This is a genomic window from Bilophila sp., from assembly GCF_057864385.1.
The window spans coordinates 1-17169 of record NZ_DBMAFI010000015.1; the positions used below are offsets into that span (position 1 = coordinate 1).

Annotated in this window: 13 protein-coding genes; 6 read left to right on the plus strand and 7 right to left on the minus strand. The window is 60.1% G+C overall.

Annotated features, from left to right (window positions below; translation table 11 throughout):
* Positions 1-468 precede the first annotated feature (468 nt).
* From ACZM8Y_RS06700 to argF, 7 genes are all read right to left on the minus strand, one after another.
* Positions 469-798, minus strand: coding sequence for a hypothetical protein (locus ACZM8Y_RS06700; RefSeq protein WP_482330370.1), 330 nt, complete (start codon positions 796-798; stop codon positions 469-471).
* A gap of 198 nt (positions 799-996) precedes the next feature.
* The gene (locus ACZM8Y_RS06705) at positions 997-1953 is read right to left on the minus strand and encodes a Tim44 domain-containing protein (RefSeq protein WP_482330371.1); all 957 of its coding nucleotides are present in this window, start codon (positions 1951-1953) and stop codon (positions 997-999) included.
* Positions 1954-2099: 146 nt separating this feature from the next.
* Positions 2100-2765: a CatA-like O-acetyltransferase gene (locus tag ACZM8Y_RS06710; protein WP_482330373.1), complete on the minus strand. Its 666-nt coding sequence runs from the start codon at positions 2763-2765 to the stop codon at positions 2100-2102.
* 3 nt (positions 2766-2768) lie between these two features.
* Positions 2769-3656, minus strand: coding sequence for a DUF4198 domain-containing protein (locus ACZM8Y_RS06715; RefSeq protein WP_479859039.1), 888 nt, complete (start codon positions 3654-3656; stop codon positions 2769-2771).
* 24 nt (positions 3657-3680) lie between these two features.
* Positions 3681-4526: a phosphoribosyltransferase family protein gene (locus ACZM8Y_RS06720; protein WP_482330374.1), complete on the minus strand. Its 846-nt coding sequence runs from the start codon at positions 4524-4526 to the stop codon at positions 3681-3683.
* Positions 4519-5148 carry a flavodoxin family protein gene (locus ACZM8Y_RS06725; RefSeq protein WP_482330376.1) on the minus strand — a complete coding sequence of 210 codons (630 nt, stop codon included), beginning with the start codon at positions 5146-5148 and terminating at the stop codon, positions 4519-4521. The genes ACZM8Y_RS06720 and ACZM8Y_RS06725 overlap by 8 nt, the downstream gene beginning before the upstream one ends.
* A gap of 146 nt (positions 5149-5294) precedes the next feature.
* Positions 5295-6197 carry an ornithine carbamoyltransferase gene (gene argF, locus ACZM8Y_RS06730; RefSeq protein WP_302553322.1) on the minus strand — a complete coding sequence of 301 codons (903 nt, stop codon included), beginning with the start codon at positions 6195-6197 and terminating at the stop codon, positions 5295-5297.
* A gap of 121 nt (positions 6198-6318) precedes the next feature.
* Here argF and ACZM8Y_RS06735 point away from each other — a divergent pair, with 121 nt between their 5' ends.
* The 6 genes from ACZM8Y_RS06735 to ACZM8Y_RS06760 all read left to right on the plus strand — a co-directional run bounded on the left by ACZM8Y_RS06735 (position 6319) and on the right by ACZM8Y_RS06760 (position 16077).
* On the plus strand, positions 6319-7092 hold the full coding sequence (locus ACZM8Y_RS06735; RefSeq protein WP_482330377.1) for a UPF0280 family protein: 774 nt from the start codon (positions 6319-6321) through the stop codon (positions 7090-7092).
* A gap of 211 nt (positions 7093-7303) precedes the next feature.
* The gene (locus tag ACZM8Y_RS06740) at positions 7304-7846 is read left to right on the plus strand and encodes a GNAT family N-acetyltransferase (protein ID WP_482330378.1); all 543 of its coding nucleotides are present in this window, start codon (positions 7304-7306) and stop codon (positions 7844-7846) included.
* Between the two features lie 333 nt (positions 7847-8179).
* Complete coding sequence (locus tag ACZM8Y_RS06745; protein WP_337431131.1) at positions 8180-9634, plus strand: MFS transporter; 1455 nt, start codon at positions 8180-8182, stop codon at positions 9632-9634.
* A gap of 12 nt (positions 9635-9646) precedes the next feature.
* On the plus strand, positions 9647-10663 hold the full coding sequence (gene hypE, locus ACZM8Y_RS06750; protein ID WP_479859043.1) for a hydrogenase expression/formation protein HypE: 1017 nt from the start codon (positions 9647-9649) through the stop codon (positions 10661-10663).
* A 997-nt stretch (positions 10664-11660) separates the two neighbouring features.
* Complete coding sequence (gene secA, locus ACZM8Y_RS06755) at positions 11661-14219, plus strand: preprotein translocase subunit SecA (protein WP_302554204.1); 2559 nt, start codon at positions 11661-11663, stop codon at positions 14217-14219.
* Positions 14220-14568: 349 nt separating this feature from the next.
* The gene (locus ACZM8Y_RS06760; RefSeq protein ID WP_482330379.1) at positions 14569-16077 is read left to right on the plus strand and encodes a DUF4139 domain-containing protein; all 1509 of its coding nucleotides are present in this window, start codon (positions 14569-14571) and stop codon (positions 16075-16077) included.
* Positions 16078-17169: the final 1092 nt, after the last annotated feature.

The following is a 17169-nucleotide window of genomic DNA, read 5'->3' on the forward strand; positions in this document are numbered from 1 at the left end:
AACCAGCAAAATGCCTTAGCCATAGGTTTCGCCAAGGGGAAAACTGGAGAAAAAGGCTGTATTTTCACCACACTGTGGGATGAAACAACCGCATACTATGACAGGGCCAAATTATTTAACTGTTTTTTAAAGCTATAAAATATTATTTTTAATAATTTCAAATAATTATATTCAAAATAACGATACGGCCTAAGCCATTCAAAGGTGATTGTCCCGGTTTCCGCTTGCATGTTCAACAAAACAAGAGGGTACCGTCCTTTGAATACTTCCGATTTCTTATTCTATATACATTACAATTGGTTGTTAAGATACGATCATTTGACGCAGCGTCTTTGAGAAGAAAGGCCGTTTCATGGCAGACGATAGGTGCTTTACTCTAGGCTGTGCCGTTATTTTGAATATAATTATTTGAAATTATTGAAAATATTTTTTTGTGATTTTGAAAGATAGTTAACTAACTTCAATATATCATATATAATTGGCGACACGGCCTAATCCCTTATTTATTGAAGCTGCTCCGTCATTGCATTGGATTGGTGTAATTTTAGAACCATTGCCTTCATTGCGTTTTTTAAGGTACTTGCCGAAGATTTCTGTGGCAAAAAATGCTTGTCGGCACTTATTTTGAATTGCATAAAATGAACATCGAGCTTTCACTATGATGGAGCCATTGCTTGTTTCAAGCGATAACGGATGAAAGGTTTCGCTATAGCTCCCGCCAGCGGGAAATTGGAGAAAAAGGCTATATCTCCACTCCAGCGTGGAGATGAAACAACCATATACTGCGGCAAGGCTCAAAAAAGCCCCGAACCATAAAGGTTCGGGGCTTGCTTTTTGCTGAGATGCCGGGAGACGCCCTGTAGAGGGACGGCTTCCCGTGCGGCCCGTCCCGCCATCGACCCTTATAAAAGTTTTAGGGGGATAGGGGAGGGGTTCGGGGAGGGGAAAGGGAGCCCTTTTTCAAAAGGGGCCCTTTCCCCTCCCCGATTCACTCATCTACACATTCTCAACCTGCTGGATGCCGTCGAGCTTCCATGTGCCGTCGCCGGAGGCGGGGCGGACGAAATGCCAGATTTCGCGGACGTCGATGGGCGCTTCCTGCGAGGGGTCTTCGCGAAGCAGGACGTTGAAATAGACCTGCGCGATCTGCTCGTTGCCGATGGTGTCCACGGAGAGGAGCGAGGCGTTCACAAGCATGATCTCGGTGTTGCCGGGGGTCTTGTCCTCGGCGGCCTGCTGCTGGATCTCCTTCTGGAACGCGGGGGTGGAGAACTGGGCGATGTCGGAGAGATCGCGCTTGTCCCACGCGCTGTTCAGACGGGTATAGGCGGCCTTCGCGCCGCGAAGGAACTCTTCTTCATCGAATCCGGCGGGCTTCTTGGGCTCGTCCTGATACAGGGGCTGCTGACCGGAAGAAGGGGCAGTCAGCGCATCCCAGTCAAAGCCGCCCTTGCCGCTTTGGGGAGCCGCCGTGCGCTGATGCGTCGAATCGGAGTCGGGCGTGCTGCGGAGCGAGTCGAAACCGCCCGCATTGGGCTGTCCGGCGCCCTGCGTCGCGGCGCGGCGTCTGCTGAAGAACTTGAACGCAAGGAAAAGGAGGCCGCCGATCAGGATGATATCGAGGAAGCCGCCGCCATTGAAGCCGCCGCCGAAGAGCAGCGAACCGAGCAGGCTGCCGGCGAGAAGGCCGCCGAGCATACCGCCCATGCCTCCGAAGAGACCACGGCTCGGAGCGGCGGAATTGGCCATCTGCTGGCTCTGGCGGTTGGTCTGCTGGTTGAATGAGGAGGAAGGATTAGAGGGCAGCGGTTTCGTGTAGGGCTGGCTCATGGACGGGCGTCCGCCGAAGGAACGGCCACCGCCGATACGGGCGGCATCGGCCTCACCATAGGCGAAAGCCAGCATGACCAGAACCAGTACGGTGCTGAGACAGGCATAAAACGACTTGGGCATGATGTGTCCTCTGGATGGTTGGGCAGGCGTTTCCTGCCGCTGGTTTGGGTGTTGCAGTATATAGGGTAAGGACGAAGTGGGAAAAAAGCAAGCCCGGCACGTCCTTGTTGGGAAACGCAGCCGGGCTTTCTCATCCGTTCGGCGCATCAGGGCCGCATCCACTGGGCGGCGGAGGCGGCAAGGGCCTGCATGTCGTTGATGAGTTTGCTGGTGTGGTATCCGTCGGCCGCGGCATGATGGACGGAAACCGAGATCGGCAGAAGCGTGTCCGCCCCCTGCGCAAAGTACTTGCCGAAGGTGATGATGGGCGGCAGGAAGGGCGGTTCCGCGGCCTGCACATGGGCCATGCCGGTAAAACTCAGCCACGGCAGCGCGGACATGGGGCAGCAGTTGGCCGGCCTGCCCGGTTTGGCCCGGACGCCTTTGACATCTTTGTAGGTTTCCATGTCGCTCAGGACGTTTTGGTAGAAAACGGGAAACGATTCGTCGTACTCGCTCCAGACGTCCGAAAACGTTTTGTCGTCGTCATGGAAGATCGTATAGGACGGGTTGATGAAATCCCAGTAGCCGGGCGCGCCGTGCTCGTTGAAGCCCATGCGGAATTCCCGGTTCGCATTGACGGCCCGTGCCGCGATATAGAGCAGGAGCGGGTAAAAGCGCAGCCCAAGGGACTTGCCGCGTTCGCGCAGGGTGGTGACGGTCAGGTGGGCGGTCAGGTCATAGCGGCATTTCACTGTGCGGATGTAGTACTCGAAATGCCCGCTGCGGGGCCATGCCGCCCGGTCGAACAGGTGGAACGAGGCCTCGCGCATGGCTTATTTCTTTCCCGGAGCCGCTTTAGGGCAGTTGTTCATATAGACCCAGAAAATGGTCTTGATTTCCAGAGGCTTTTGCTTGCCCTCCGGATCTTGGAGGGGATCGCCTGCCATGCTGGCCGAGAAGGCCCACCAGCCGGGGAGCGGACAGACAAACGTAAAGACGCCTTGGCTGTCCGCTTTGACCTGCTGCGTGTCGCCGAAGGCGGAAATGGGCTGCGGCGTGGGCTGTTTATCCTGCTTTTTCGCCTTGGGCTGGGCCTTGCCGTCCTGCGGCGGCGCGTTGGGATCTTCCGGCTGGGTGACGTTGGGCTTGATCGCCGGATCGAGCCGGGCCACGTCGATGAGCGCACCGGGGATGGGCTTGCCGTCAAAGAGGGCCTGCCCGGAGAAGGCCATGCCTGAACACAGGCCGAAGGGACGGCTCAGGGGCGAGATTTCAAAGCTGATGTTGGCGGGCTTGTCCCATCCTTCGGCGGAGCCGTAGGCCGGGATCTGCACCTTGGTGACATACTGGACGAACTTGTCCTGTTCGGGGACCCAGCCCGCCTTGGTCTGCATGACGAGCTGGTAGACGCCGGGGTGGGGCAGGGAGATGTTCGTTGTCCATGCGCGGGCGCCGTAGGCGACGGCTTCGTCGAGGACGGAAAGGTGCTCGCTCCGATCCAAGGTGTCGCCGCTGTAGCGCAGTGCGGTGAAGACTTGCGGGCGTTCGATGGGGATGCCCGCGCCCGTTGCCGGATCGACGGCGCAGATGACGAGGTTGAGGGATGTTTTTTCCGGGTCGTCAACAATGGGGCTGTCGGGAAGGAGCAGGCCGAAACCGGCATGGGCCGGAGCGGCCAGAAGCATGGCCAGCCCGATGGTCATCAGGATACGTCCGAACATGAAAGGCCTCCGCAGTCGGGGTTTTCATCTGTTTTGGGGGAGCGGCTCGTGTGGGGAGCTCCAGTTGTATTGGAAATCGTGTTTTTCGCGCGGCGTTCTGGCGACGACGGCCACATCCACGGCGGCGGCCCCGGCATGCGGATCGAGCAGGGCGAGGGCGGCTCGGCGCAAGGTCGTGCCGGTCGTGTAGGTGTCGTCGACGAGCAGGATACGCTTGCCCCGGACTTCCGGGAGGGAGAGGAACGCGCCCTTGAGGTTGGCGGCGCGTTCGGCTTCGCTCAGGCCCACCTGATGCCGCGTGGGGTGCCGGCGGAGCAGCAGATCGGGCATAAGCGGCACGCCGAGGGCGTCGGACAGGGGGCGGGCCAGCTCCTGGCACTGGTTGAATCCGCGCTCGCGCAGCCGGGTGGAGTGCAGGGGGACGGGGACAATGGCGTCGGGCTTGGGCAGATCCTTACAGGAAAGGGCGAGGAACCGTCCGAGCAGGTGCAGCACCGCGGGGTCGGCGCCGAACTTGCCGCGCAGGAGAAGCGTTTTCAGCGCGCCGCTGTATGCGCCGTAGAAGCGGAAATGTTCCCACGGCGGCGGCGTTTTTCGGCATGCCTCGCACAGGGCGGGCTCGGAATCCGGGAAGGGGCGGAGCTCGCCGCATGAGGGGCAGTACCCTCCCTTGCGGGGACGGAGCAGGGCCCGGCAGGCCGGGCAGAGGGGGATCCGCATGCGTTGCCCGCTGCCGCCATCGGCGGGGAGTTCCCCCCCGCTCAGCGGGGAAAAGGGGATATGGCACAGGATGCAGCGCCGCTCGTCCAGCGAAGTGGCGTGGAGCAGATCCCGTAACGGCTGGAGGAAACGAAAACTTCGTTCATTCATGATGCAAACGTGTGGCCTGTTCGGCGGCTTCGAGCCCGAATCGTTCAATCTGGGCAATAAGATGTGGATGCAAAAGATCGTCGGGCCGCTCCACGCCGCGCAAAAGCAGCGGCTCGTGCAGGCTGAACCCCAGCGTATCCAAAAAACAGCGCAGGATGAGGAGGTTGGCCTCAAAGAGCCTGTCGCCCCGCGTACGCGCCGCGCAAAGGACGGCATGGGCGGGGCGGCGCGGCGTGGGCGTTCTCTGCCGCTCCCAAAAAAGCTGTGCCCGGTCGATGAAGCCCTTGAGCTGTGCCGGGGGGCCATAAAAATAGACGGGGATGCTCAGGATGAGGCAGTCCGCGCGTTCCATCCGCCGGAACAGCCCGGCGGCGCCGTCCCCGTCAAAGGCGCAGCGCCCCAGATGTGAGGAGCAATAGCCGCAGCCGATGCAGGGATGGATCGTGTAGTCCCTGAGGCTGATGCGGTCGACGGCCGCACCGCGCGACAAAAGGGCCTGTTCCAGCAGGCGGGCGGCGGCATCGGTGCTGCCGTTGGGGTGCGGGCTGCAGGCCAGAAGGCAAACGTGCGTCGCTTGTTCGGGAGGGTCCTGTTCGGCGCGGGAAGGGAAGGGCGATTCCATGAATCCTCCTTTTGTCGGGCGGAGAACACGTCTGTGCCGGAACGCCGGAGAAAGGCTGGTTTGAAACCATTCTCCCCGACAGGGAGGATGTCAATGATTTCCGGGCGGAACGCTCCGGCCCGGAATTGGGGCCGGAGCGGAGGCTTCTAGTCGGAGAAAACCCATTCGAGGATGGCTTTCTGGGCGTGCAGGCGGTTTTCCGCTTCGTCCCAGACGATGGAGGCTTCGCTTTCCATGACCTCGTCGGTCACTTCCTCGCCGCGATGGGCGGGCAGGCAGTGCAGGAACTTGACGCCGGGGGCGGCGAGGCTCATGAGTTCGCTGTCCACGCAGAAGCCCTTGAAGGCTTCCTCACGCTTTTTCTGTTCGCTTTCCTGTCCCATGGAGGCCCACACGTCGGCATAGATGTAGTTCGCGCCGTCGACGGCGAGCTTGGGATCGTGGGTCAGGAAGATCTTCGCGCCGGACTGGAGCGCAAGGGAGAGGAGCTGCTGATCGGGCTCATAGCCGGGGGCGATGGCCATGTTGAGCTGGAACGGGAAGTACATGGCGGCTTCGATCCACGAGTTGGCCATGTTGTTGCCGTCGCCCACCCACGCTACGGTGACTTTGGAGAAGTCGGGGGTACGCTCGTAGATGGTCAGGAGATCCGCCATGAGCTGGCAGGGATGGCCCTGATCGGTGAGGGCGTTGACCACCGGGAGGGAGCCGTATTCGGCGAGTTCGTCGAGCTTTTCCTGCCCGAACGTGCGGACGATGAGGCAGTCCACGTAGCGGGAGAGCACGCGGGCGGTGTCGCGCAGGGGCTCGGAGCGGCCGAGCTGGCTTTCGGCGGGGGTCATGAAGATGGTCGTGCCGCCGAGCTGGCGGACGGCGACGTCGAAGGAGACGCGCGTGCGCGTGGAGGCTTTTTCAAAAATGAGCGCAGCAACCTTGCCGTCCATGCAGTGACCGCGATAGTTGGTCTCTTTCATTTCCTTGGCACGGCGGATGATTTCCCATGCCCCGCTGTGTCCGAGGTCGCGGATTCTCATGAAATGCTTTGGCATGACGTTCTCCTGTATGGACGCTTTGGAAAAAGTGAAAAGGTGATGCCCGGCGGGCGGAAATCGACTTTGCGAACACATTTTTTTAGAATCAATCGCACTAAAAGTAAAGGATGGGCAGGCTGTGAAAGGGATTCATCTTGATCCGCACCGCAGGTACCGGGAGCGGTGCGCCCCGCGCGAGGGCGAATGCGGGTTCCAGATCGTGATCGGGGAGACGGATCTGCGGGTGACGGCGGTGTCGCCCCTGCCGGAAGGCTTCAAGGACGCCTTGGCTGCCCGCGTGCGTGCCCTGCGCGGCGAACTGGAGGCGTGGATCGTGCTGCATCCCGAATTCCGGCACAGCCTTGTGCCCGTTCCGCTGTCCTGTCCCGTGCCTCCCCCCGAAATCGTCCGGCGCATGGCGGAGGCTTCGGCCATTGCCGGTGTGGGGCCGTTCGCGGCGGTGGCGGGAACCATCGCGCAGATGGCGGCGGAATCGCTTTCGGAACGCTCCCCGGATCTCATTATAGAGAACGGAGGTGACATTTTTATGTACTCGCGGCGCGATCGTGTGGTGGGGCTGCTTCCCGACCCTGCGTCCGGGGTGCTCATCGGGCTGAACGTGGCGGCGTCGGCGTGCCCGCTGGCCTTGTGCGCGTCTTCCGCAACCATCGGGCATTCCCTGAGCTTCGGGCAGGGCGAGCTGGTGCTCGTGCGCTCCCCGGACGGGGCGCTGGCGGACGCGCTGGCGACGGCGCTGTGCAACCGGCTGCAAGGCCCCGGCGACGTCAAGGCCGTGGTGGACTATGCCCGGCGTTTCGTGAAGCATGGCCTGACCGGGATTTTCGCCCAGTGCGGGGGGGCCGTCGGCGTCTGGGGCGACATGGAGCTGACGGCGGTGGAACACAATGCTTGAGGTGGAACATCGGTGCTGAAAGGGAAAGCGTTTCCGAGGGAAGGGGGCCGCACGCCTTTCCCGTCCGCCCCCAAAAACGCCGGTGCGGGGCTCCGCCTTTTCCAGCGGCTTTGCGGGCTGAACCCCTGCTTGCCTTTTCCGGCACAGGCACTTTTGCCATGAACCGCATCCCAAAGCTGAAATGTTCCAATATGTGGGTATGGGAAGAGGCATGCACACCATCGAGCAAGATCGGCTGAGCCAAGGCCGCCGGAACAGGCCGGGAAGGGCCATGCACACCATTACGCAGCTTGCGCCTGAAGACATCCCCGCAGCGGCGGAGGTCATCCGGCAGGCGTTCGCCACCGTCGCCGAGGCTTTTGACCTCACGGAAGAGAACTGCCCCACAAGCGGAGCCTTCCTGCGGGATGCGGCGCTGGCCGAGGAGCTGGATCGGGGGGCCGTCCTGTACGGCCTGTCCGATGGGGACGGGCTTTCCGGCTGCATGTCCCTCAAGCGGAAAGACGGGGCGACGTTTTATCTTGAAAAGCTGGCCGTGGCCCCGTGGAGCCGGAACCGGGGATACGGCGGGGCGTTGGTGGCGCACGCCGTGGAGGAAGTGCGGCGGGCCGGAGGCGGGACGATCCGCATCGGGGCCATGTACGAAAACAGGGAATTGGTGCGCTGGTATGGGCGGCAGGGGTTCGGCATTACGGGAACCCGGAAGTTCGCGCACCTGCCGTTCGTGGTGTGTTTTATGGAACGGCGCGTATGACAGCGTGATTTCGGCAAGCGTTCTCCCGGTTGCCACGCTGGGGAGTCGGGAATGGCAAGGCGCATGGAAGCATGCAGGGGATATTCATCTTTTCGATGGTTTATAAAAATATTTTAAATTTCATATAGTTGAATCCAGATTTCATTGAAAGGTGAATGCCCTGAGTGCGGCGGCCTCTTGAAAAGGTATGTCCGTTCATGAAAAGCGGCAAATCAATAGGGCTGCGAAACTTAGGGAGATTAAGGGGCGGCATCAGGAGGGGCGTTAGAAAGATTGTTCAAGCGTTCAATCTGGACGATTGACCCCCTCTCAAAGGGGACGTACAAGATTTTCATGAGAACTGAACATCCAAATACTTCCTGCGATGTGGAACGTCCCGTCGTCTCCCTGCGAACCGTCATCATCGCCGTGGGGGCCGCCCAATTCATGCTCCCGTTCATGCTGTCCGGCGCGGGGCCGCTGCTGCCCGCCATCGGGCGGGATCTGCACGCCAGCGCCATGCAGTTGAGCCTCATCAACGCGGCCTATACGTTGTCGCTGGCGATTTTCCATCTGGTGGCGGGCCGGGTGGGGGACATGATCGGGCGCAAGAGGCTTTTCCTCAGCGGCCTGTCGCTGTTCGTCGTGATGTCGGCCCTGCTGCCGTTCGTGACGGACATTTGGCTGTTCCTGTGCTGCCGTTTCGTGCAGGCGATGGGCACCGCCATCATGAACACCTGCGCGCTGGCGATCCTGGTGAGCTGTGCGCCGCCGGAACGGCTCGGCAGGGTGCTCGGGCTCACCTCCATCGGCGTGTACAGCGGCCTGTCGCTCGGCCCCGGCCTGTCCGGCCTCCTCGGCACGGCCCTCGGCTGGCAGTTCCTCTTTTTCAGCGTGGTCCCCATCGGGATCATCGCGTGGCTGCTCATGTACTGCAACGTCCGCTGCGACTGGAAGGACGCTCCGGACGATCCTTTCGACTGGAAGGGGAGCCTCTTCTACACGCTCGCCGTCAGCTCGTTGTCCATCGGGGCCATCTGGCTCTTTTCCGGCGCGTGGGCGGGCGTCCTGTTCGCCTTGGGGGTAGTGTTCCTCGGCCTGTTCCTGTGGGAGGAGCGCCGCTCGCACCACCCCATTCTGGACGTCGCGTTTCTCGTGAGGAACAAGGCGTTCGCCCTGAGCACGCTGGCCTCCTTCATCAATTATAGTTCCATTTTTGGGGTGACCTTCTATTTTAGCCTGTATCTCCAAGGCGTCCACGGGCTGTCCTTGCTCGAAACCGGGCTGCTTTTGTCGGCGCAGCCCGCCGTTCAGGTGTTTATTTCGCCGTTCGGCGGGCGCATGGCGGACAGGCACGGCGCGGACGTCATCGCCACGCTCGGCATCGCGGTGTGCGGCGTCGGCCTGCTGGTGGCATCTTCCCTCGACGGGGCGTCGCCGCTGTGGGTGGTCACGCTGGTTCAGCTTGTGATAGGTTCGGGCACCGCGCTGTTCGCGTCTCCGAACACCAGCGCAATCATGACCAGCGTGGACGAGGCCCACATGGGGCAGGCATCGGGGCTGGTGGGGACGGCCCGCACGCTCGGGACGCTGTCGAGCATGGTCATCATTTCCCTGACCATGAACGCCTATCTGGGCGACGAGGCGCTCGGCCCGAACAACATCCCGGAATTTTTGGAAGCGATGCACGTCAATTTCGCCCTGTTCGGGATACTCAACCTGCTCGGCATCTTCTGTTCGCTCGGAAGGATGGGCGGCCGCGTCAGGCGTCTTTCGCATCGGCTGCTCCATCCGTGGAATCATCATTAAGACAGGTCGGTTATGACAAAGACACTTCTTCTGGATTGCGGCAGCGGCGGCAGGGCTTCCCAGCGGCTCATCAACGAACTTTTTCTCGAACAGTTCGACAATCCCATACTTCGGACGCTGGACGACGCCGCCAGGCTGGAACTTTCCGGCCCCATCGCCATGAGTACGGACGGGTATACCGTCACCCCGCTGTTCTTCCCCGGCGGCAACATCGGCACGCTGGCGGTGCATGGCACGGTCAACGACGTGTCCATGCTCGGCGCGCGGCCCAGATACCTGACCTGCAGCTTCATCCTTGAGGAGGGCCTCGATCTCGATCTGCTGCGCAAGGTGGTGGAAAGCATGGCGGAGGCGGCCCGCAGCGCCGGGGTGCTCATCGTGTCCGGCGACACCAAGGTCGTGCCGCGCGGGGCCTGCGACAAGCTGTTCATCACTACGGCGGGCGTAGGCGAAATCCTTGCGGATCCGTCGCCGTCCGGCAGCGGCGCCAAGCCCGGCGACGCCATTTTGGTAAGCGGGGCCGTGGGCGATCACGGGCTTGCCGTGCTCGGGCAGCGCGACAGCCTTTCGTTCCTGCAGGGCGTCGAGAGCGACAGCGCCGCGCTCAACAAGATGGTGGAGCGCCTGATGCTTGAGGTTGGGGACATCCATGTGCTGCGCGATCCCACGCGCGGCGGGTTGGCGACCACGCTGAACGAGATCGCCGGGCAGTCCGGGGTGGTTTGTTCCATTGAGGAGGCCGCGATCCCGATCCACGATGCGGTGCGTTCCGGCTGCGACGTGCTCGGCCTTGATCCCCTGTATCTCGCCAACGAGGGCAAGATGCTGTGTTTTGTGCCGGAAGCCAAGGCGCAGGCCGCGCTCGACGTGCTCCGCTCCGAGCCGCAGGGCCGCGAGGCCGCCCGCATCGGCACCGTGCTCGAAGCCGCGGCCCCGTCCCGTCCCGGTCAGGTCGTGCTCCAGACGCCCATCGGAGGCCGCCGCCTGCTGTCCATGCTCGAAGGCGACCAGTTGCCGAGGATTTGTTAGGAAAGTTGGGATGGTGGGATGATGTGGGGAGGGGAGAAGGAACTTTTCTGAAGAAAAGCTTCCTTCTCCCCTCCCCACACCCCTCCCCTCATCTTCCAAAGACTTTTGTAACCGGCGTCAGGCGCGGCGTTGTATGCCGGGCGGGGCCGGGATGAAGGGATGCGGCAGCGGGGCTGCCATTTTATGCAGTGAATTTCAGGCGTCGGCGTGGCCTTTGGTAGTTCGGCTTTACACCCTCGCGTACTGCCTCATCTTCCAAAGGCTTTTGTAATCGGCGTCAGATGCGGCGTTGTATGCCGGGCAGGGTTGGATGAAGGGATGCGGCAGCGGGGCTGCCATTTTATGCAGTGAATTTCAGGCGTCGGCGTGGCCTTTGATAGTTTGGCTTCACACCCTCGCGTACTGCCTCATCTTCCAAAGGCTTTTGTAACCGGCGTCAGGCGCGGCGTTGTATGCCGGGCGGAGCCGGATGAAGGGATGCGGCAGCGGGGCTGCCGTTTTATGCAGTGAATTTCAGGCGTCGGCGTGGCCTTTGGTAGTTTGGCTTCACACCCTCGCGTACTGCCTCATCTTCCAAAGACTTTTGTAATCGGCGTCAGATGCGGCGTTGTATATCGGGCAAGGCCGGATGAAAAAACGTTGATGTCTGCGGGGCTCACGGGCGGAGTGCGGGGGCTGCGCTGATTCGCCCCTGAACTCCTTTCGTGCAGCCTCCCCACCCGTCGAAGTTTTTGCGGGAGGGGGTACGGGGGAGGGCGCTTTTTTCAAAAAGCGTCCTCCCCCGATTCATCCCTCTCCACGATACGAGGCTCTGGAAACGCGAGGGCGCAGGCAAGGCGTGGGAGGGCTTGGGGAAGGCGTTTTTTCCTGTGGAAAGGCGGCCTTCCCTTTCTGTTATAAAGAAACCCCTGTCGTCGTCATTTGCCAATCGGTGAAGCATGTCTTATTAGTTGAGGGATGCGGTACTCGCCGTGTATCCTCTTTTTTGGGAGTTTTCATGATAGGTTTCCTCGTACGCAAGATTTTCGGTAGTAAAAACGATCGTTTTCTGAAAAAACTCAGGCCGCTGGTGGCTAAAATCAATGCGCTTGAGCCCGAAATGCAGGCCCTTGCGGATGAGGAGCTGCCGCAGCGCCTGGCCGTTTATCGGGAACAGGTGCAAAGCGGGGAAAAGGATCTGGATGCCGTTCTCCCCGAAGTGTTCGCCCTTGTCCGTGAGGCCAGTACCCGTGTGCTCGGCATGCGCCATTATGACGTGCAGTTGCTCGGCGCGATGGCCTTGCACAACGGCAAGATTGCGGAAATGAAAACCGGCGAAGGCAAGACCCTCGTCGCCACCCTCGCCGTCATCCTGAACGCGCTGGAAGGCAAGGGCGTCCACGTCGTTACCGTCAACGACTACCTCGCCAAGCGTGACGCCGAATGGATGGGCCGGCTGTACAACTTCCTCGGCCTTTCCGTGGGCGTCATCGTCGCCGGCCTGAGCGACGAGCAGCGCAAGGAAGCCTACGGCGCGGACATCACCTACGGCACGAACAACGAGTTCGGCTTCGACTACCTGCGCGACAACATGAAGTTCTACGCCGAGCAGTTGGTGCAGCGCGGCCACCATTACGCCATCGTCGACGAAGTGGACTCCATCCTGATCGACGAAGCCCGTACGCCGCTCATCATCTCCGGCGCTTCCGACGAATCCACCGATCTGTATCAGAAGGTGGACGAAGTTGTCCGCACCCTCGAAAAGGAAAAGCACTACACCGTTGACGAGAAGGGCAAAACCGCGTCGCTCACCGATGAAGGCGTGCAGTATGTGGAAGAAAAGCTCGGCGTCGACAACCTGTATGACACCGCCAACATCACGGCGCAGCACCATGTGTTGCAGTCCCTCAAGGCGCACACCGTATTCCGCCGCGACGTCGACTACATCGTGAAGGACGATCAGGTCGTCATCGTCGACGAATTCACGGGCCGCCTCATGGCCGGGCGTCGGTTCAGCGACGGCCTGCATCAGGCCCTTGAAGCCAAGGAACACGTCACCATCGCCGCCGAGAACCAGACCCTCGCCAGCATCACGTTCCAGAACTATTTCCGCATGTACGACAAGCTGTCGGGCATGACCGGCACGGCCGACACCGAAGCCGTGGAGTTCGCCCAGATCTACGGTCTGGAAGTGTCCACCATCCCGCCGAACCGCCCCATGATCCGCAGGGACATGCCTGATCTCATCTACCGGACGCGGCGTGAAAAGATGCAGGCCATCATTCAGGCCATCAAGGAGCTGCACGCCACAGGCCAGCCCGTGCTGGTGGGTACGATTTCCATCGAAACGTCCGAACTCATTTCGCAGCTCCTGAAGCGCGAAGGCGTGCCGCACAGCGTACTCAACGCCAAGCACCACGCGCAGGAAGCCGAAATCGTCGCGCAGGCCGGTCAGGTCGGCAAGGTGACCATCGCCACCAACATGGCGGGGCGCGGTACGGACATCAAACTTGGGGAAGGCGTCGTCGAACTTGGCGGCCTGCACATCCTCGGCACCGAACGCCATGAGAGCCGCCGTATCGACAACCAGTTGCGCGGCCGTTCCGGGCGTCAGGGCGACCCCGGTTCATCCCGCTTCTATCTGTCGCTTGAAGACGATCTGATGCGCCTCTTCGGTTCCGACCGCCTTTCCGGGCTTATGCAGAAGCTTGGGATGCAGGAAGGCGAACCCATTGAGAACAACATGGTTTCCCGCGCCATCGAGAACGCCCAGAAGCGTGTGGAAGGCCATCATTTTGAAATCCGTAAGACCCTGCTGGACTATGACAACGTCATGAACCAGCAGCGTACCGTCATCTACAGCCTGCGCCGGGATCTGATGCGGGAGCCGGATCTTGAGCCCATCCTGAACGAGTATCTGTCCGATCTGCTGGACGATATGTATGACGGGCTCGAAGTTTCCAAGGCCGCGCATGACATCGAGGAAGAAAAGCCCGTGCGCGCCCGTTTGTCCGAGGTCATGAACATTGACCGCGTGCTGCCCGGCGATGCCCCCCTGCCGACCCGTGAAGAGGCGCAGGAGCTGGTGCAGTCCATTTTGGCCCAGTTGAAGGAAGAGGCCGGGCCGCTGTACGCCGACCTGCTGCGCTACTTCCTTCTGGAAGAATTGGATCGCGGCTGGAAGGAGCACCTCCGCAACATGGATTTCCTGCGCGACGGCATCGGCCTGCGCGGTTACGGCCAGCGCGATCCCAAGCTGGAGTACAAGCGCGAAGGCTTCAACATGTTCCAAGAACTGCTCGTGCACATTCGTGAGGGGGCGTTCCGCGCCCTTACCCGCGTACGCGTGGAGCAGCGCCCCGCGGAAGTTGCGGAAGAAGCCGTAGCCGCGCCCGAACCGGAACCGATGTTCCAGCACAAGGAGCAGCCGCAGCAGCTTTCCTATTCCAACGAACCGGAGGAACTGCTTGGGGCCCCCGCTCAGGCCAGGGCCGAGAATAAGCCGGGCCGCAACGATCCTTGTCCCTGCGGCAGCGGCAAGAAGTACAAGAAGTGCTGCGGCGCGAACGAGAAATAGTGAAAGAGCTTTTGGGGAAGGGAGGGCTTTCCGAAAAGGCCCTTCCTTCCCTCGGATTGCCGATGAAGGGCACAGCCCCGAAAAACCTTTTCGCGTACCGGGTTCCCATGCGTGGGGTTCCTGCCGCATGAAAAGGGTGCATGTGCAAACGCCTCCGGTGCTGCCGCGGGAGGCGTTTTTTAGTGGGCGCTGGTAAGGGGGGGCTTGGGAACGCGTGAGATTGTCATGGCTTTTCCAAGGGAGTTCTGAGAAACTGAGTCACCTCCCTGTTGGGATAGAAAAGGAAAAGGACATTGGGGAGGCGGCTGAAGGGCCTCCTTTTTTCTTTGAGCTGTAAAGTGAGGTAGTGATGCGGAACCGTCTGGTGCTGTTGGCGGCTTTGATGTTGTGTCTGTCCGGTGTCGCGGCTGCGGCCCCGGCGGTGGATATTGTGCTGTACCCTTCGAGTGCGCAGGTGCAGGTCGACGATACGCTGGCTGTGGAAAACGGGGCCGTGGCGTTTGTGCTTCCTGCGGGTGCCGACTTGGATTCCCTTGTGATTTCTTTGGATAAAGGCGAGGTCGCCAGCCGCCGGGCAATCCCGGTTCCGATAGCGGACAGTGAGGCCGTAGCGGCGCTGCGTCAGGATTTGGCCGAAGCGCGTGCGCGTGCGGCGGCGCTGGAAGGCGAAGCCGCGGCGGTGGCGGCGCGGATCTCGCTGTGGAGCAAGGGCGCGCTGGCGCAAGAAATTTCGATGGCGGAGATGGAAAAGCTGGATGCGGCTATGCCGGAACGCCTCAAGGCGTTGTATGTGCAGGCCGCCGCGCTGGAGCCGCAGGTCAAGGAAGCGCGGGAAGGCGTGGCGCGCCTTGAGCAGGCCCTGTCCGAATACGGCGATGCTGCGGAGGGCACCCGGATCGAGGCGCAGGTCAACGATCTCTCTGGAACTGTCCGGGTACGCTATTCGTATATGCTGTCCGGGTGCGGCTGGTCTCCGGCCTACCGGTTTGATGCCGCGCCTGAAAAGGGCTTGGTGCGTTTCACGCAGCAGGCGGAAATCCGGCAGGCGACGGGACAGGACTGGAAGGACGTGCATCTTACGCTGGCTTCCTCCGATCCGGGCAGCGGGTTGCAGCCGGGAAGCCTGCCGGAGTGGACGTTGCGGAAGGCGGCAGGTATGCCTCGCGCGTTGGCTGCGGGCCCCGTCATGAAGTCGGCGGCGATGGATGCGGCCCCCAATATGATGAAGGCGGCTCCGTCCATAGATGTCCGTGAAATGGCGACGTTTACGGTGTGGGACTTGGGGGCGCGCACGGTTTCCGCCGGTCGGCCCGTGCTGTTCGAGTTGGCGCGGGGCGGCTGGAAGGCGTCGTTCGTCCGCTTGGCCCGCCCCGGCTACGGCGGCAAGGCGGCGTGGCTGATGGCCGAGGTTCGTTTGCCTGAAGCCGTGGACTGGCCGCATGGCCCGGCGCAGTATTCGGTGGACGGGCTGCCCGTGGGGGTGGGGACGTTTGCGCTGTCGGGGGATCATGAGGATATGTTTTTCGGCAGGGATTCCCGTGTGACGGTGGACATGAAGCAGGATCTCCGTCAGAGCGGCAGCGAGGGCTTTGTGGGCAAGCGTCAGACCCGTGACTGGAAGTGGACGATTGAGGTAACGAACAACCACACGCAGCCCGTTGCCGTGCGCGTGGAAGATCCCGAACCGCAGATCGGCGACAGCGCCATTGAGGTGAAGGTCATCGCCAAGCCCGCCCCGGTTGTGAAGGATCACGTCAATACGTGGAACCTCACCGTGCCCGCTTCCGGCAAGAGCGTCATCGGCTATACCGTCGAAGCCTCCGCGCCTGAGGACATGCGCCTTATCGACGGGAGGTAGGAAAATTGGGGAGGGGGAGGGGAAACTTTCTGAGGAAAGTTTCCCCTCCCCCTCCCCAAACCCCTCCCTCTCCTCTTCAAAGACTTTTGTGTTTATTGAATCCCTGTTTGTAATGTTCCCTGTATATGAAAGCCGTCTGAAAGTTTCGGGCGGCTTTTTTTGAAGCGGGCTGTTTTTAAGAGGGGAGGCTGTTCCAGCGAACATGTTGGTATTTTATTTTTCCTCCCCTCTTCAAGGGCTTTTGTGCTTATTGAATTCTTGTTTGCAATGTTCTCTGTATATGAAAGCCGTCCGAAAGTTTTGGGCGGCTTTTTGAGAAGCGGGCTGTTTTTGAGAGGGAAGGCTGTTCCAGCGTAACATGTTGGTATTTTATTTTTCCTCCCTTCTTCAAGGGCTTTTGTGCTTATTGAATTCTTGTTTGCAATGTTCCCTGTATATGAAAACCGTCCGAAATGTTTCGGGCGGCTTTTTTTGAAGCAGGCTGTTTTTAAGAGGGAAGGCTGTTCCTGCGTAACTTGTTGGTATTTTGTTTTTTGAAATGGAAAATAGAAAAAGAATGGGCCGTCTCGGTCATGGCGTTTTCAGTGGAACAGTATAACAATACGGAATATTCAATATATTATGTGAATAGGTCGATTGTATTTCACGACAAAACTAAAGAAGAAGCTGCCCGAAGTTGATTCGTTTGGCTGTGTTATAGAAAATGGTTGATGCTGTTTTCCTTGAAACTCCAAAGGGATAACCGGAAAATGCCTTAGCCGTGGATCCCGGCAAGGGAAAAACTAGAAAAAAAGCTCTATTTTTCACCGCACCGTGGAGATGAAACGACCACATACTATAACAGAGCCATTCGTTTTTACTTTGTCCAAGACTGTGTCACGGCAGAAGACGGATATTCTATTTCTTGGAGTTCCAAAGAACTGGCCGACAAATACCCCGGCCATAGAGTCAGCCAATGAAAAAACAGAAGAAAAGACTGTGTTTTCACCATGTGGTAGAGATAAAAAGGTCACATCCCATGGCAGTACCTTGTCCAAGCTTTTTAGGTTTGTTTTTATCACACGGACAGTATATTAGGTTGTTTTGCTAATT

What these genes read in the sequence shown, in the direction of transcription:
- ACZM8Y_RS06705 (WP_482330371.1), bottom strand. Translation starts at nt 1,953, where the DNA reads ATGCCCAAGTCGTTTTATGCCTGTCTCAGCACCGTACTGGTTCTGGTC.
- ACZM8Y_RS06710 (WP_482330373.1), bottom strand. Translation starts at nt 2,765, where the DNA reads ATGCGCGAGGCCTCGTTCCACCTGTTCGACCGGGCGGCATGGCCCCGC.
- ACZM8Y_RS06715 (WP_479859039.1), bottom strand. Translation starts at nt 3,656, where the DNA reads ATGTTCGGACGTATCCTGATGACCATCGGGCTGGCCATGCTTCTGGCC.
- ACZM8Y_RS06720 (WP_482330374.1), bottom strand. Translation starts at nt 4,526, where the DNA reads ATGAATGAACGAAGTTTTCGTTTCCTCCAGCCGTTACGGGATCTGCTC.
- ACZM8Y_RS06725 (WP_482330376.1), bottom strand. Translation starts at nt 5,148, where the DNA reads ATGGAATCGCCCTTCCCTTCCCGCGCCGAACAGGACCCTCCCGAACAA.
- argF (WP_302553322.1), bottom strand. Translation starts at nt 6,197, where the DNA reads ATGCCAAAGCATTTCATGAGAATCCGCGACCTCGGACACAGCGGGGCA.
- ACZM8Y_RS06740 (WP_482330378.1), top strand. Translation starts at nt 7,304, where the DNA reads ATGCACACCATCGAGCAAGATCGGCTGAGCCAAGGCCGCCGGAACAGG.
- ACZM8Y_RS06745 (WP_337431131.1), top strand. Translation starts at nt 8,180, where the DNA reads ATGAGAACTGAACATCCAAATACTTCCTGCGATGTGGAACGTCCCGTC.
- hypE (WP_479859043.1), top strand. Translation starts at nt 9,647, where the DNA reads ATGACAAAGACACTTCTTCTGGATTGCGGCAGCGGCGGCAGGGCTTCC.
- secA (WP_302554204.1), top strand. Translation starts at nt 11,661, where the DNA reads ATGATAGGTTTCCTCGTACGCAAGATTTTCGGTAGTAAAAACGATCGT.
- ACZM8Y_RS06760 (WP_482330379.1), top strand. Translation starts at nt 14,569, where the DNA reads ATGCGGAACCGTCTGGTGCTGTTGGCGGCTTTGATGTTGTGTCTGTCC.